The following is a 14041-nucleotide window of genomic DNA, read 5'->3' as shown; positions in this document are numbered from 1 at the left end:
CTAGCGCCACCCAAACCGACTGCAGGCATGGCCTGCAGTCGGTTTTTTCATGGAGTCTTCATCTGCGCCGATCCGGCCCGTTCTATGCTGCGCACTGTCAGCATTGATCGACAGCGTTGGGTAAGGTGCAAAACGATGCGGCGTCTTGGCGCGTTATTCCTGCTTGTGCTGCTGGGCGGCCCACTGACGGTGCACGCCGAGCCGGCTGCGCACTGGAGTGTCGGCGTGCACCGGTTGAGCTTTGCCGACCCGCTGGATGCGCAACCGGTGCAGGCACTGGCGTTCTATCCGTCCAGCGGCCCCGAACGCAGCAGCCGTATCGACGGCTATCGGATCCAGGCCTGGGAAGGCGCACCGATGGTCATGGGCCGCTATCCGCTGTTGATGCTTTCCCACGGCAACACCGGTACGCCCCTGGCCTTGCATGACCTGGCGACCGCCCTGGCACGTCGCGGCTTCATCGTCGTCGCCGTGACCCATCCGGGCGACAATGCCCGCGACCATAGCCGCCTGGGGACCCTGAGCAACCTCTACGGACGTCCCTTGCAGATCAGCGCGGCGATCACTGCCAGCCTGAGCGATGCCTTTCTGGCGCCTTACATCAATGGCCCGCAGGTGGGTGTGATCGGCTACTCGGCCGGTGGCGAGACCGCCTTGATCCTGTCCGGCGCGCAACCGGACCTGGAACGTCTGCAACGTTACTGTCGGGAGCGCCCGCTGGACGCCGATGCCTGCAAGACCCAGGGGATTCTGATCGCCGATCGTGCCGACCTGCGGGCTGCGCCTGATCCGCGGGTCAAGGCGCTGCTGCTGATGGCGCCCCTGAGCCTGATGTTCGGCCGTCATGCCCTGGCCGAGGTCAAGGTGCCGGCGTTGATCTACAGCGGCGACCAGGACCAGTTGCTGGCCATCGACAAGAACGCCCAGGCCCTGGCGCGCAAACTGCCGGTCACACCCAACTACAAGCTGCTGGCCGGCGCCGGGCATTTTGTCTTCATGGCGCCGTGCGACGACGAACAGCGGCAGAAGATGGCCGCCTTGTGCAACGACCCGGACGGCGTCGACCGGGAGGATATTCACCTGTCGTTGCAGGCGGAGGCCGCACGGTTTTTCAACCACACCCTGGGTGACCGCCACCGGGGCGGGCTGCCTATGGCCGATCAGTGAGCGTTGGCGCGACGCGACAGCAGCACGGTCAGGCCGACCCCTAGCAGGGACAGCAAGGCCGCCACGCAGAAGATCCAGGCATAGCCCAGGTACAGGGCCACCGCGCCCATCACCGGCCCGGCAATCGCCAGGGCCAGGTCGAAGAACACCGCATAGGCGCCCAGGCCCGCGCCGCGGCTGGAGCTGGGTACCTGTTTGATCGCCTCCACACCCAGCGCCGGATACACCAGCGACAGGCCAAAGCCCGCAAGCCCGGCGCCAATCAGCGCCAGCGCCGGGCTTGGCGCCAGCCACAGCAAGGCCAGGCCGAGGGCTTCGGTGGCCATGCAGGCCACCGCCACCTGATAGCCGCCGAAGCGGTTGACCGCGTTGACGAACAGCAGTCGCGAAAGAATGAAGCACACGCCGAAAGCACTCAGGCACCAGGCCGCACCGCTCCAGCCCTGCTCAAGATAGAACAGGGTGACAAAGGTGGTCAGGGTGCCGTAGCCGATCGATGCCAGGGTCAGGCTGACGCCGCACGGCGCCACTCGGCCGAATGCGGCCCAGAACGGCAGGCGTTCGCCGCGCACCACCGGCGTCGACGGCTTGTTGCGGATTACCAGCAACGCCAACAGCGCCAGGCCACTCAAGGCCAGGCCCAGGGTAGCGAAGTTGACCTGGTCGACCAGCATCACCCCCAGCGGCGCGCCGATGGCGATGGCGCCGTACGAGGCAATCCCGTTCCAGGAGATCACCCGCGCAGTCTGCTCGGCGCCTACCGCACCGATGCCCCAGCTCAAGGTGCCAACACCAATCAGCCCTTGGGCAACCCCCAGCAGCACGCGCCCGCCCAGAAGTGCCAGCAGGCTCAGCAGCGGCACAGTTACAGTCAGCGCCGAAGCAAAGGTCAGCACACCACTGGCGGCGATCCCGATCAGCCCGTAGATGATTGCCCGTTTGCTGCCCAGGCTGTCCGCCGCCCGTCCGGCAAAGGGCCGGCTGAGCAGGGTGGCCAGGTACTGCAGGCCGATGGTGATACCGGCGATGACCGCACTGAAACCCAATTGATCATGCACATAGCTGGGCAGTACCGCGATCGGCAGGCCGATGCAGAGGAAGGCGATGAAGGTGTAGAAGACAATCGAGAGGATTTGCCGGGTGATCGACCCGGTGTCGACGGGAGCGGGTTGTTGCGCGGACATGAGCTCGTTCGCTGGCGGGCGGTGGGAGAGGGCCCATGATCGCCGGGTGCGAAGAGAAAAGGAAGCAGGCTAACGGATTTTCCAGCATCGCGGGGCAAGCCCGCTCCTACAGGATTGTAGGAGCGGGCTTGCCCCGCGATCAGGTCTGGATCAGATCACCACACCCTGGCTGCGCAGGTAGTCATCGTAGGTACCGCTGAAGTCCACCACACCGCTCGGGCTCAGCTCGATGATGCGGGTGGCCAGCGACGACACGAACTCACGGTCGTGGCTGACGAAGACCAGCGTACCCGGGTAGTTTTCCAGCGCCAGGTTGAGCGCCTCGATCGATTCCATGTCCAGGTGGTTGGTCGGTTCGTCCATCACCAGTACGTTGGGCTTTTGCAGGATCAGCTTGCCGAACAGCATGCGGCCTTGCTCACCACCGGAGATCACCTTCACCGACTTGAGGATCTCGTCGTTGGAGAACAGCATGCGCCCCAGGGTGCCACGGATCACTTGCTCGCCCTGGGTCCACTGGCCCATCCAGTCGAACAGGCTGAGGTCTTCTTCGAAGTCGTGGGCGTGGTCCTGGGCGTAGTAGCCCAGTTCGGCGCTTTCGGTCCATTTCACCGCACCGGCATCCGGGGCCAGTTCACCGACCAGGGTGCGCAGCAGGGTGGTCTTGCCGATACCGTTGGGGCCGATGATCGCCACGCGCTCGCCGGCTTCAACGGTGAAGCTGAAGTTCTCGAACAGGGTCTTGCCGTCGAAGCCCTTGGACATCTTCTCGATGGTCACGGCCTGGCGGTGCAGTTTTTTGGTCTGCTCGAAGCGGATGAACGGGCTGACCCGGCTCGATGGCTTGACCTCGGCCAGCTGGATCTTGTCGATCTGCTTGGCCCGCGAAGTGGCCTGCTTGGCTTTCGAGGCGTTGGCCGAGAAGCGGCTGACGAAGGTCTGCAGCTCGGCGATCTGGGCTTTCTTCTTGGCGTTGTCCGACAGCAGCTGCTCGCGCGACTGGGTCGCGGCGGTCATGTACTCGTCGTAGTTGCCCGGGAACAGGCGCAGCTCACCGTAGTCCAGGTCGGCCATGTGGGTGCAGACGCTGTTGAGGAAGTGCCGGTCGTGGGAAATGATGATCATGGTGCTGTTACGCGCCGTGAGAATGTTTTCCAGCCAGCGGATGGTGTTGATGTCCAGGTGGTTGGTTGGTTCGTCGAGCAGCAGCACTTCCGGGTTCGAGAACAGCGCCTGGGCCAGCAGTACACGCAGCTTCCAGCCTGGCGCGACTTCGGTCATCGGGCCGAAATGCTGTTCCAGCGGGATACCCAGGCCCAGCAGCAGCTCACCGGCGCGGGATTCGGCGGTGTAGCCGTCCATCTCGGCGAACTCGGTTTCCAGCTCGGCAACGGCCATGCCGTCTTCTTCGGTCATTTCCGGCAGCGAGTAGATGCGATCGCGCTCGGCCTTGACCTTCCACAGCTCCTCGTGGCCCATGATCACGGTGTCGATCACGGTGAATTCTTCGTAGGCGAACTGATCCTGGCGCAGCTTGCCCAGGCGTACGTTCGGCTCGAGCATGACCTGGCCGGCGGACGGTTCCAGGTCGTTGCCGAGGATTTTCATGAAGGTCGACTTGCCGCAGCCGTTGGCGCCGATCAGGCCGTAGCGGTTGCCGTTGTTGAACTTGACCGAGACGTTCTCGAACAAGGGCTTGGCGCCGAACTGCATGGTGATGTTAGCGGTGGAGATCAAAGGGCTTACCTATCAATAACTTATGTGACGCTTTCACAGCCTGAGACCAATTTGAGACCAATCTGGAGCTTTTCAAGCTCCTGCCAATCCGAGGTCGAGTTGATCCAACGTGCATAAGTCGATAAGAGCATCTGCACGCTATGCCCGAGCTGTTGGGCGATAAATGCGGGGTTGAGGCCAGACATTAAGCATATTGTCGCATAGGTGTGACGGCAGTTGTATGGCCGCCGGTAGCCGATCCCCAATTCCTTGAGGATTGGCCGCCATTGGTGATGCAGATCGGACGTTTGCTGCACGAATTCTGCGTTTTTCGACGGAGGGAAGATGTACGGCGTCTCAGTCACCTTTCCTTTGCCCAGCTTGCGCCGCTCTGCGTACTGCCTGGCAAACTCCAGCGCGTGCAGCGCGCGTTCATTCAGCAGTACGAAACGATCCTTTCCTGTCTTGGTGCGTTCCACCACCTTTCCTAATGCAACGGTGCGCTTCACATGCGCCGTTCGCTTCTCAAGATCCACCGCGTCCCAACGAAGGGCCAGCGCTTCGGATAACCTCATTCCAGTGAAAAATACGAACTCGTAGAACGCGGCATAGATCGAGCTGGGCCAGTGCTTTCCCGCGTACATCCTCGCGACGACGCGGTTTGCCTCGTCCAGGGTGAAAGGTTCGATCTCTTTTCTGCTTCGCTTGGGCAGCTGCACCGACTCTGCAGGGTTGCGCAGTATCAGTCCGTCACCCACGGCTGCCTTGAGGATGGTCGACAGCTTCACCAGTGCGTTGCGCTTGACCGAAGGTGAGGTCCATTTCGTTGTGCTGACGATTTGGCGAATCCGCGTCGTTGACAGCAGGTCGATCCGGACCAGCGCAAGGTGCGGCATCCAGTAAAGGTTGAGCGCGCTCTTGTAGCCATTGCGCGTGCCGTCGACGATCTCGCGACTATCCAGCCACAGCTGAGCGTACTCACCGAATACCGGCACCCCACCGACGACGGTGGCGGAGTTTGGGAACAACTCCGCGTATTTGTCCTGGTCCAGTAACCCGTATTTGATGAGGCTTGTTACCTGATCGCGAAGCTGGGATGCAGCCTTGAGGCCTTTCGGTGTCGTGGGGTAGGGAAGGGTTTCGGTGCGTCGAGTACCTTCCCACATGAAACGGAGGCGGAGCGATCCGTGGTTGATGTCGATCCCTGGGGGTAAATCCATTGGTTTTCGAGCCATTCGTCGTACCTCTTCTTGCTATAAATGATGCGGCCGTGGTGCTTCATCCAGACGCCCTCGGGCAGTACGCCGCGCAGGCGCCGGCCTTCAAGTGCTCGTTTGGTGCAGCCGAGTAGTTCAGCCATGCGTTGTTCGGTGACCTTGTCGACGTCACCGCTGGTTTCGGTTTCCATGGGATAGGCTCCACGCCGCCAGCGGCGGCAGGTTGGGCTATGGATAATTCATCTGGTCGCGGGTAATCTCCGGCTTCTATTTCCAAAGCCAGGGGGCCGCATGTCGAATGGAATCAAATGGTGTGCAGTTATCCTGCTGAGCTTTCTATTTGCAGGCTGTGGTAGCCAGCGCTTGAGCTACGCACCATCTGCTGCACAATTCAGTGATCGTCAGCAGGCTGCCGATTTAGTCGAGCAGGCGTTTTTTGAGGACTATGGAAAGAAATTCCGGCCGCAATCTGTTTTGATCACGGACAAGATCATCATCTTGTCCGACGGCGTGATTTCGGAGGCTACGGGGTTTGCTTCTGCTGCGCCTCTTGGCGCGGGCGCTATCGCTGCTGGCAGCAGCAGGAGTGTTACCAAAGACGCCAGCAGGCGTATCTATCTGAATTCCATTGACGATATCTCCATCTATCAAAAGCGTGGCAGGTCTAGCCGCTTCACGGTGGTCATTCGTGGACAAGACGGCAGAGAACTTGGCTCAATCCGGACCGGTAGCCTGGAACGAGCGCAGCGATTCAGCGATGCACTGACTTACCTGAAAACCTCGGCTAAGCCATGATCCTCGCCCGCGCATATCGGCTGGCTTGAGTTGTAGGGGGAGTAAGTCAGGATTTTCCTACAGACGTTGATCAAGCCAGCCGACATGATGTTCTTGCTCGCACAGTCAGTTGTCCTGGGTCCAAGACCGACGTAAGCCTGGCTGGGCGGCTCTATCCTTTTCTCAGGGCCTTGGCCCCTTCCAGATCATCCAGGCCATGTAGAGCGGGGCGGCGATGGGTAGGAGGATCATGGCGTGATTTCCTGCATTGCAGCGTCGACAGCGGCGTCTATGGAGACCTTGCCATCGGCGACATATACCTCTCCGCCGAGGATGCGCTCTACGGCGCACGGCAGTTTGGTGATGCCGAACCTGTCGCACAGCCAACGGTACCGCTCGGCATCCTTGCGCAATGCCCCATTCTCGGCCTTAAACTGGTCAGCCAGATGCCAGGGCGTCCAGTAACCGTCCTCCATCGGTACCGCCAGTGGGCTGCTTGGTCCATTCCAGCGAAGACCGTATCGGGGCAGGCCATCGCCTTCCGGTGGGCGCGGTGGGGGCACAGGCTGAAGGCCCTGCAGCCGTTCGATTTCCGCGAGCAAGGCCAGGACGACATCAGGCGGCAAGCTCATGTCCGTGAATCCCGCCGCATCTCCGGCCAGAGCCTTCAGCTTCTCTTTGTCGATCACAGTGAATACCTCTTTTCATTCCAGCGCACTGGCGCCTTTGCAGGGGTAGGGGTGTCTTGTTCGTGCGGGGAGAGCTGGCGCTCGTTGCCGGCCCTCAGCTGGCTGTTGGGGATGCAGCTGATGCCGACCCCGTTCAGCAGGTAGCAGGTGACGCCGCGCTGGCTGTCGTGCTGCACGTCGATGACGTTCTCGGTTGCGCTGGCGCCGGTGGCCAGCAGCAGGAGGCAGAGGGCGAGGCGGGTCATGGCTGCACCTCGGCGTTGTAGCGCTTGTAGTCCTCGCCGAACTCCCAGCAGTAAGTGGCCGGCCATGAGCCTGGGGTGCCTTCCTCGACGAACACGTACCGGTATGCAAACTCGCCGGAGCGATCCGGCATCGTCTTGCACCATTTGTGCTGCGGGCCGCCCAGGAACCAGCCCGGGCATTCCTTCACAGCCGCGGCCATGAACACTTCAAGGTCGTGGTGACCCTTGCTCATCGCGATGTAGGTGTCGCTACCGACGCTTTGCACCTCCAGGGGATACTGTTTTGCAGGCATGACTTCGTCCTTGGCCGCCATATCGCGGCAGTGAATAGAGGGGTTACTGCTTGATGATGCGGATGCCTGTCGCTTTCTCGAACAGGCCCTGTGGTTTTCGGGGTGCTGATGAAATGCAGCAACCCATTGCCTCGGCTTTTGGCATTTGTGATGATGTCGTTTCGATAGCGCAGCTTTAGAGGGTGGTGAGCTTGGAAGTTGAATGTCAGGGAGGGATGTCATGAAATTGGGCGATGTCGCACGAAACCCACTGGGTATAATCGGGCTCTTTATTTCTCTTATTTATGGTTTTGCTAACTGGATGTTAGGTAGTACGGCAAATACATTGGTGTCGTGCGAGCGAATAATTATAATCTGGTTCATAGTTTTGTTTCCTGTGCTGATTCTAGGGGCTTTCTGTTATCTGGTTGTTAATCATCATGGAAAGCTTTATGCGCCAAAAGATTATAATAAAGATGAGTCGTTTCTACAGACATTAAATCCCTTCGATAGTTTTGTGAGGCTGACAACTGAGACGTTTGGTTCTAATCAGGAGCGCCCTGGCGAAACTCCACAGGCTTCGAATGATTTGCAAGTGAAGGACGATCAAAATGCTGAAATAGCATCTGGTGTTGAAGGCAACGCTAATCCAGCCGACGCTCCTGTTTTGCAGGCCGACGACACCGCGCCATGTCCGGCGACTGAACAGGCCGTAGATCCCATTAACAAAGTCGCTGAGGAGTCGGATGTTTCGACTATTGTCGCGGCTTCGGATACTGAAAATGATTTGGATCTGATTGAGCACGCTAAGAAACAAAAGCAACTTTTTCAAATGAAGGAAGTATTTGAACTTACTCAGCATTTTATAAGTTCTGATGAGCGCTTTTCTGGTGTTGATGTAAAGCTTAACGTGAAAATGGGCGGGACCGGAGTTGTATACGATGCTGCTGCTTATACAGAGTCCGGGTTGCAGTGTTTGGAGGTGAAGTATCTGCGGTCTGTATCAAGTTTCAAAAACCTGCTGGTGAAATATATTAACCAGGCTCGCATTGTTAAGGCGGCTGTTTCACCTGCTGACTTCAACCTAAAATTAGTCATTGTTTATGACTGGGATCTTCACATCGGACAGCAGTTGAGAGCAATACTAAAGTCGGTTGGCCCGATGCTTCAAGATTTCGTCAAGGTTGAACTGGTACCCCGGTCGTCTGTTAGTGTCTAAAGTGCGTATTCACTCCGTACTGATGGGAGGCTAGGCGGCCACGGCGTCCTGCTTTTGCCTCCTCCACGGATCATTGGCCTGAGCTAGGGCTGCCATCGGAGGCGGACTGACGCTGTTGCCGCACATGTGCACCTGCTCGGTCTTGGTGAACTTCCTGCCGTCGGCGCCCTCATCAATTCGGTAGTCAGCGGGGAAGCCCTGGGCCCGGTACAGCTCTGGGGGCTGTAGCATCCGCAAGCAGATATCGACGATCACGTACATGCGCGAGGCCCAGGCCGAGTTCAACACCTACATCCGCCTGCGCGATGCCGGTCAGCCGTGCATCAGCTGCGACTCGCTGCCCAGCGATTATGACCTGATCACCGGCAGCCGCTGGGACGCTGGCCACTACCGCTCTGTGGGCGCCTGCCCGGAGCTGCGCTTCGAGCCGCTCAACGTTCACCGCCAATGCGTGAAGTGCAATCGCAACCTGTCCGGTAATGCGGTCGAGTACCGCATCCGGCTGGTGCAGCGCATCGGCGTCGACCGGGTGGCCTGGCTGGAAGGGCCTCATCAGGCCTGCAAGCACACCATCGACGACCTGAAAGCCATCAAGGCCGAGTACCGGGCAAAGATCAAACAGCTGAAGGATGCTGCAGCATGACCACACCATGGGCGTTTTTCATTCTGGCCGTGATGCTCGTGGCATCCGGCGCCGTGGTTGTCTGGGGTGCCGCAGTCGCCCGCAAGCGCAGCTACGAAGAATTCATCTTGAGGAAATCCAAGCGGGCAGGGGGTGGGCAATGATCTATCGCGACGTTATCTCCGCAGTAATTCGTGCACTGGCATCCGAGACGATCAATAGCGCCGGCGGCTGCGATTACACACCAAAAATCCAGGCCAGCAAGCTCAAAGGCGAGATCGTGGGTAAAGAGGCGGCTTTTCTCTCCGACTGCTGGGTGTTTGGCAGACTCCACTCTTGCCTGGAGCCTAAGCACTGGATGGCCTTGAACGCTTGCTACTCAACGCACATGGCATCGAAGGTCGGCGCTATCGGGCGGATCGTATCGCACGTGTCTTCGCCTGCCCCGCGCCTGTTCCTGACCAAGGCCGTTACAGCGTGGGCATATCCGCAGCTGGGCGGCGCTGAGCGGGCGCCTGCGGAAAAAGTATCGCTTGAGGTGGATGATGATGCTCCGGCCTGGAGAAAGGCGGCTGTGGCGAAAACCCAGAAGGCTATCAACGCCAAGCTCAAGCAGCGTCAGGAGGCACCATGTGAAGGCGTCATCATCCTGCCAGCCCACAACTACGACATGAACACCTGGGACGTCGACGGGACGCCGGAGCGCACCAGGCGCGACTGGCGCAGGAAGATATTCAAGGGGTTGGATACGCTGGTGAATCAGGCGCTCCTTGAGGCTGGGGAGATCCTTACCAAGGAGGGGGTGTTCTTCGATGAGCAAGATGTTGCATAGAGGGCCTTGACAGGGCCTGCCGGTTCGCCGAATATTCACCCATCCTGTCATTCCTGCGCGTGTTTAGGAGTGACATTCGAAAGCCCGGCCATTGAGTCGGGCTTTGCTGTTTTTGGGGTACCTCGTTCCGTTACGATACCAATTGACTGAATGGCATCCCGCCATCAGTCCATTTGGAGGTGGAGTAGATGGAGTTTACGAACGAGCAGAAATTGATCGTCGCCTTGCTCACGGAAATTCACAAAGAGCTTGATATTGAAAACGGTCTTGACCCCGAGTTCATTCAGGACAAGGTTAGTAGCGGTAATACTTGGGCGTTGCGCTGGAAGTATCCGGGCCTCTTTCAGGATAGCGTCGAGCCTCCTGAGAACGTTAAGTTTGTTGCGGACGTTTTGGATCTTTGGGAGCGATTAGAGCAGTCACACGCTGCGCTTAATCAAGAGGGCATAGCGACTCTAAATACATTGTCCCAAATGGGTGAGAGAGTCCGCTTCCCGGGCTTTGATGGTAATGGCAGCGACTACGACGGCTACAGTATTGCGCGCATTATGATTGAAGAGCTCGAGCGCTGGAGCACTTTCCGGGGGCGAGACTTGAACGCTCATATGCCGATGGCAGATGCATACCGTCGCATGCTTAATGCTAGCCAGTCTCTTGGAAAAGGGCACTGGGATTACGAGTTTTCAGTCGAAGAGATGGCTGAGATCCTTAATGCATGGATTCATCCAGATAATCGCTGAATGAATCAACCTATAAGGCCCAGTTCGAATACTGGGCTTTATCATTTCTGCAGATGACGCGCGTAAGCAGCTGCACTAAGTCGGTAGCGGCGTCGATCAAAGCCTTGCACCTCAGGTCGATAAAGCATGAGATGCCGGGCATGTGACTTAGCCGGATCTGAGCAGCCACTGGACTACCAATTAAAAGTTAGTATCAAATTGATGTGTGAGAAAATCTAAATTCAATTCCTCCAATTTGCTTTTGATTCAGAACGTATGTCTTCAAGTCAAGAATTCGGGCTGCGCTGATTACGAATCCCAGATTGATCATTTGCGGGACTTGAGGGATTGGGGTCGCGGCGGTAGGTATGCTACGGACAACGATTTTTCCTTCGGAGTTGTGAACTGGGCCGCCCCAAAGTATTCCAATTAATGCGCTACGTTTTTTTCCAGCCATAATTCTTCCTGTTGTGTCACTGAAAAAAAACTGTTCTTTGGTAACAACTGGGCTGCCGCTTGAACCTGGGAAGCATGCGCAATCGATGAGGAAGTGATCTTTGCCATCAAATGGAATGGTCGGGTCGCTAGCAATAATGCCTCGCCTTACAATTGGTAGGTTGTGCTTGTAGTCTGATAATCCGGTGGGGTAACCCACCATCAGGATATCGTCTGCAATTGAAATGCTTTCAAGTTCATCCGTGGTGATGATGTCGGTTTCCATGAACATGTTTCCATAGCCGAAGAGACCTTTGTTTGTCATGTCGTTCAATATCGGCCCTATGCATATTGCTGCAAGGTCTATATTTGGATCGGGGTGCTGGATAATGATGTGTTCCAAGCCGCCTGAGATCAAATATTCAGCCACCCCACTTCTCTTGGTGTTGTCTTCAGGGGATGAGGTTGAAATGCGAAGTTTCAGATTTCTTGCATCTGCTAATACATGCTTGTTGGTAATTAGTAGAGGGACTCCAGTGTCCTTGTTGATCATGAAGTTGAACATGAATCCGGTTCCGCGAGATCCAGATGTTTCAATCAGAATTGTCGTGGTGCTTAGGATGTTTTTTCTAGATTTTGTATTGCTCACTATCATCTCCTTCGTGATTTATCTATTGTTTAGAGGGGTGTAGCTATGTCTTATAGTGCGCGGTCGGTTAACTTTGATCGAAGAGGGCGCCTGTTCATGGATGGTTTGTTTTTGGGTTTCGAGGATGAGGTCGAGACCTTTAAGGCTCTTGCAGACAAATATCTGCATGGGTCTCTGAGTGTTGCTTTATGTACCTCCAGACGTCCTATGTTCGTTGTCGTTGGTGTTGATTTACCTGCCGCTAAGCCGGGAGAGCTCGGCGATAGCGCCTAAACATAGCACGGAGCCACTGCCCGCCCTAAACGGGCTTTTTTATTCACCGCTCCCCGAAAGGGAGGAACCGGAATGGCCCATATGCCTGAGAAAGATCCTGGCCTTTGGGCCGCAGTGTTGGCCTGGTTGGTTGCCCACCAGCCCCAGCTGTACACCGGTGGAACGGCAGCTGCCGTTGCGATGTGCCGCGTTATCTACGGTGGTGGTGGTCGCCGCAAGGTTATCCTTGAAGGGATCCTCTGCGGCTTGATCGGCACAAGCCTGATGCCGGTGCTGGAGTACTTCTCGCTGCCCACCAACCTGGCGGTGTTTGCTGGCTGCATGGTTGGCTTCATCGGGGTGGAGAAGCTGCGCGAGTACTCTGACCGGTTCATGAGCCGCAAGGCGGACACGCTGTAGTCCGCCCCACAATTTGTGTGCGCGTCTTTTCGTGGATCAGTCCGTTCGCAACAGGGGAAATAGCTCAGTGGGATTGCGCGATTCCATGTTCATCTTTGCGCATGCCGCACCTGCCAGGCCCTTGTTTACATAGCTTGGCTTGAGCCGCATCTTTTCCTGGTTGTCGTAAATATCAAAGCCGCCCGACAGAGTAGTGGCGTAAAAGCGGCCACCCGATTGAAACGACTCCGTTGCTATTGGAACTGCTGGAACGATAACGAATCTTGGTTGCATTTTTTGTGCCTCCCCAGGCAGAGATTTAACTATTAGTCACTCATTTGGATAGCTGCCACGAAGGTCGGAACGATTCGACGGAAGGTATGCAAGCTGAGTGCGAGGAGGCCCCATGAGCAACGTAACCCGCCTGCATCACGCCCTACCTTTACCGCCTGATGTGGTAGCGGCAATCAATGGTCTGGACGCGAGCCTTATCAAGGCTATCGCCGAGTCTAAGTCTGCTGGGCTTCCGCAGGGCATGATCGTTGCGCTTCTGCAGGGGCATGCCCATGCCGAGACGCACAAGATGGTGGCGAAATGAACGTGGTTGAGCTGAAGTCATTCGACTTCGGCCCGCTGCCGGATGGCGCAACCCTGCCGGTGGCGGCCGTAGCCTGTGAATGGGTGATCGGTCCGGTCGAACGGATCGACGGCGCACTGCAGATCACGCTGCTGCTACCGCACCCCGATGATGCGCCAGAGCATGTGCGCTTCCCGAGCGACATCATCAATCCCGCTGATGGCCCTGTTCTGCTGCCGACGGGCGTAGGCGAGCCAGCGGCTGCGGTCGGGCAGGGTGTGATCGACTGGTCACAGGTGGTCACGCAGGAAATGAAGGATCGCGCTGCGGTCGTACGCCATTTGAGCGAGATCGTGGCAGAGACCGCTGCCCGCCGCGCTGTTGCAGATGCGGCGATAGAGCCGTTACAGGATGCCGTGGATCTCGATGAGGCCACTGAGACAGAAACGGCACAGCTGAAGGCCTGGAAGAAATACCGCATCGCGCTGATACGTGTGCCGGATCAGCTGGAATACCCCGACACGATCGACTGGCCAGCGCCGCCGGCCTGACACCAATCGCAGCCAACGCACCCGCCCTCGAGCGGGTTTATTTTTGCCTGGAGAAAGTGAATGCGCACATCGCAACGAGGCCTGAGCCTCATCAAATCCTTCGAGGGTCTGCGTCTGCAGTCCTACCAGGACGCCGTCGGCGTGTGGACCATCGGCTATGGCACCACTCGCGGCATCAAGCCTGGAATGTCGATCACCAAGGAACAGGCCGAGCGCATGCTGGCCAATGACGTACAGCGCTTCGAGGCGGAGATGGAGCGCTTGGTAAAGGTGCCGCTCAACGTCAACCAGCATGACGCCCTGATCAGCTTCACCTACAACCTGGGCTCGGCCAACCTCGAGTCGTCGACCCTGCTGCGCCTGCTGAACCGTGGCGACTATGCCGGTGCTGCCGAGCAATTCCCGCGCTGGAACAAAGCTGGGGGCAAGGTCCTGACCGGTCTGGTGCGCCGCCGGGAGGCCGAGCAGGCGCTGTTCTTGGAGGCTGCATGATCAGCGTGCGCACGGCCGGCGCGGCGGTAT

General features: G+C 57.9%; 18 protein-coding genes and 2 pseudogenes. 11 read left to right on the top strand and 9 right to left on the bottom strand.

All coding sequences use genetic code 11. The annotated features are described in order from the left end of the window. The first annotated feature begins 135 nt into the window (after positions 1-135). Complete coding sequence (locus JV241A_RS25110) at positions 136-1167, top strand: dienelactone hydrolase (RefSeq protein WP_115086752.1); 1032 nt, start codon at positions 136-138, stop codon at positions 1165-1167. Here JV241A_RS25110 and JV241A_RS25105 read toward each other — a convergent pair. The 3 genes from JV241A_RS25105 to JV241A_RS25095 form a co-directional block, all read right to left on the bottom strand. Next, positions 1161-2351, bottom strand: coding sequence for an MFS transporter (locus JV241A_RS25105; protein WP_134065000.1), 1191 nt, complete (start codon positions 2349-2351; stop codon positions 1161-1163). The two genes, JV241A_RS25110 and JV241A_RS25105, sit on opposite strands and share 7 nt — an antisense overlap. A gap of 150 nt (positions 2352-2501) precedes the next feature. Beyond that, positions 2502-4088: an ABC-F family ATPase gene (locus tag JV241A_RS25100; protein WP_115086750.1), complete on the bottom strand. Its 1587-nt coding sequence runs from the start codon at positions 4086-4088 to the stop codon at positions 2502-2504. Between the two features lie 20 nt (positions 4089-4108). After that, a complete protein-coding gene (locus JV241A_RS25095; RefSeq protein WP_134064998.1) occupies positions 4109-5302 on the bottom strand; it encodes a tyrosine-type recombinase/integrase in 1194 nt (397 codons plus the stop codon). A 273-nt stretch (positions 5303-5575) separates the two neighbouring features. On the opposite strand from JV241A_RS25095, the gene JV241A_RS25090 reads away from it, so the two are divergent. After that, positions 5576-6079 carry a hypothetical protein gene (locus tag JV241A_RS25090; RefSeq protein WP_134064996.1) on the top strand — a complete coding sequence of 168 codons (504 nt, stop codon included), beginning with the start codon at positions 5576-5578 and terminating at the stop codon, positions 6077-6079. Positions 6080-6306: 227 nt separating this feature from the next. Here the strand turns inward: JV241A_RS25090 and JV241A_RS27565 are convergent, their stop codons facing one another. Genes JV241A_RS27565 through JV241A_RS25075 form a run of 3 tightly spaced genes read right to left on the bottom strand, consistent with a single transcriptional unit; the run spans position 6307 to position 7285 of the window. Then, positions 6307-6747: a hypothetical protein gene (locus JV241A_RS27565; protein ID WP_177414926.1), complete on the bottom strand. Its 441-nt coding sequence runs from the start codon at positions 6745-6747 to the stop codon at positions 6307-6309. After that, positions 6744-6992 carry a hypothetical protein gene (locus JV241A_RS25080; RefSeq protein ID WP_134064994.1) on the bottom strand — a complete coding sequence of 83 codons (249 nt, stop codon included), beginning with the start codon at positions 6990-6992 and terminating at the stop codon, positions 6744-6746. The genes JV241A_RS27565 and JV241A_RS25080 overlap by 4 nt, the downstream gene beginning before the upstream one ends. Further along, positions 6989-7285 (bottom strand): hypothetical protein, encoded by a 297-nt coding sequence (locus JV241A_RS25075; RefSeq protein WP_134064992.1) that lies wholly within the window; start codon positions 7283-7285, stop codon positions 6989-6991. Before JV241A_RS25075 ends, JV241A_RS25080 begins: the two co-directional genes overlap by 4 nt. 220 nt (positions 7286-7505) lie before the next feature. On the opposite strand from JV241A_RS25075, the gene JV241A_RS25070 reads away from it, so the two are divergent. Continuing rightward, positions 7506-8483 carry a hypothetical protein gene (locus JV241A_RS25070; RefSeq protein WP_134064990.1) on the top strand — a complete coding sequence of 326 codons (978 nt, stop codon included), beginning with the start codon at positions 7506-7508 and terminating at the stop codon, positions 8481-8483. Positions 8484-8513: 30 nt separating this feature from the next. Here the strand turns inward: JV241A_RS25070 and JV241A_RS25065 are convergent. After that, a pseudogene (locus JV241A_RS25065) lies at positions 8514-8741 on the bottom strand (DNA cytosine methyltransferase); the annotation flags it as partial. Here JV241A_RS25065 and JV241A_RS25060 point away from each other — a divergent pair. The 4 genes and pseudogenes from JV241A_RS25060 to JV241A_RS25050 form a co-directional block, all read left to right on the top strand. After that, positions 8740-9126 (top strand): annotated as a pseudogene (locus JV241A_RS25060) (recombination protein NinG); the annotation flags it as partial. The pseudogenes JV241A_RS25065 and JV241A_RS25060 overlap by 2 nt on opposite strands. Beyond that, the gene (locus tag JV241A_RS27525; RefSeq protein WP_166675753.1) at positions 9123-9269 is read left to right on the top strand and encodes a hypothetical protein; all 147 of its coding nucleotides are present in this window, start codon (positions 9123-9125) and stop codon (positions 9267-9269) included. The pseudogene JV241A_RS25060 and the gene JV241A_RS27525, both read left to right, overlap by 4 nt. Then, positions 9266-9937 carry a hypothetical protein gene (locus JV241A_RS25055; RefSeq protein WP_134064986.1) on the top strand — a complete coding sequence of 224 codons (672 nt, stop codon included), beginning with the start codon at positions 9266-9268 and terminating at the stop codon, positions 9935-9937. The genes JV241A_RS27525 and JV241A_RS25055 overlap by 4 nt, the downstream gene beginning before the upstream one ends. Positions 9938-10125: 188 nt before the next feature. After that, the gene (locus JV241A_RS25050) at positions 10126-10677 is read left to right on the top strand and encodes a YfbU family protein (RefSeq protein ID WP_134064984.1); all 552 of its coding nucleotides are present in this window, start codon (positions 10126-10128) and stop codon (positions 10675-10677) included. 193 nt (positions 10678-10870) lie between these two features. Here the strand turns inward: JV241A_RS25050 and JV241A_RS25045 are convergent, their stop codons facing one another. Further along, on the bottom strand, positions 10871-11740 hold the full coding sequence (locus tag JV241A_RS25045) for a serine protease (RefSeq protein WP_134064982.1): 870 nt from the start codon (positions 11738-11740) through the stop codon (positions 10871-10873). A gap of 345 nt (positions 11741-12085) precedes the next feature. On the opposite strand from JV241A_RS25045, the gene JV241A_RS25040 reads away from it, so the two are divergent. After that, positions 12086-12412: a phage holin, lambda family gene (locus tag JV241A_RS25040; protein WP_134064980.1), complete on the top strand. Its 327-nt coding sequence runs from the start codon at positions 12086-12088 to the stop codon at positions 12410-12412. A gap of 36 nt (positions 12413-12448) precedes the next feature. On the opposite strand, the gene JV241A_RS25035 is transcribed toward JV241A_RS25040, so the two are convergent. Further along, positions 12449-12685: a hypothetical protein gene (locus tag JV241A_RS25035; RefSeq protein ID WP_134064978.1), complete on the bottom strand. Its 237-nt coding sequence runs from the start codon at positions 12683-12685 to the stop codon at positions 12449-12451. 112 nt (positions 12686-12797) lie between these two features. Between JV241A_RS25035 and JV241A_RS25030 the strand changes: the two genes are divergently transcribed. From JV241A_RS25030 to JV241A_RS25020, 3 genes are read left to right on the top strand one after another with little or no spacing between them, the layout of a single operon-like run. Continuing rightward, complete coding sequence (locus JV241A_RS25030; RefSeq protein WP_134064976.1) at positions 12798-12989, top strand: hypothetical protein; 192 nt, start codon at positions 12798-12800, stop codon at positions 12987-12989. Further along, positions 12986-13519 carry a tail fiber assembly protein gene (locus JV241A_RS27850; protein WP_134064974.1) on the top strand — a complete coding sequence of 178 codons (534 nt, stop codon included), beginning with the start codon at positions 12986-12988 and terminating at the stop codon, positions 13517-13519. The genes JV241A_RS25030 and JV241A_RS27850 overlap by 4 nt, the downstream gene beginning before the upstream one ends. 60 nt (positions 13520-13579) lie before the next feature. Next, on the top strand, positions 13580-14011 hold the full coding sequence (locus JV241A_RS25020) for a lysozyme (protein WP_134064972.1): 432 nt from the start codon (positions 13580-13582) through the stop codon (positions 14009-14011). The last annotated feature ends 30 nt before the right edge of the window (positions 14012-14041 follow it).

Source organism: Pseudomonas sp. JV241A, assembly GCF_900275665.1.
Taxonomy (GTDB): domain Bacteria; phylum Pseudomonadota; class Gammaproteobacteria; order Pseudomonadales; family Pseudomonadaceae; genus Aquipseudomonas; species Aquipseudomonas wadenswilerensis.
The sequence above is the reverse complement of the archived record's forward strand: the minus strand, read 5'-3'. Positions and strand labels throughout refer to the sequence as shown.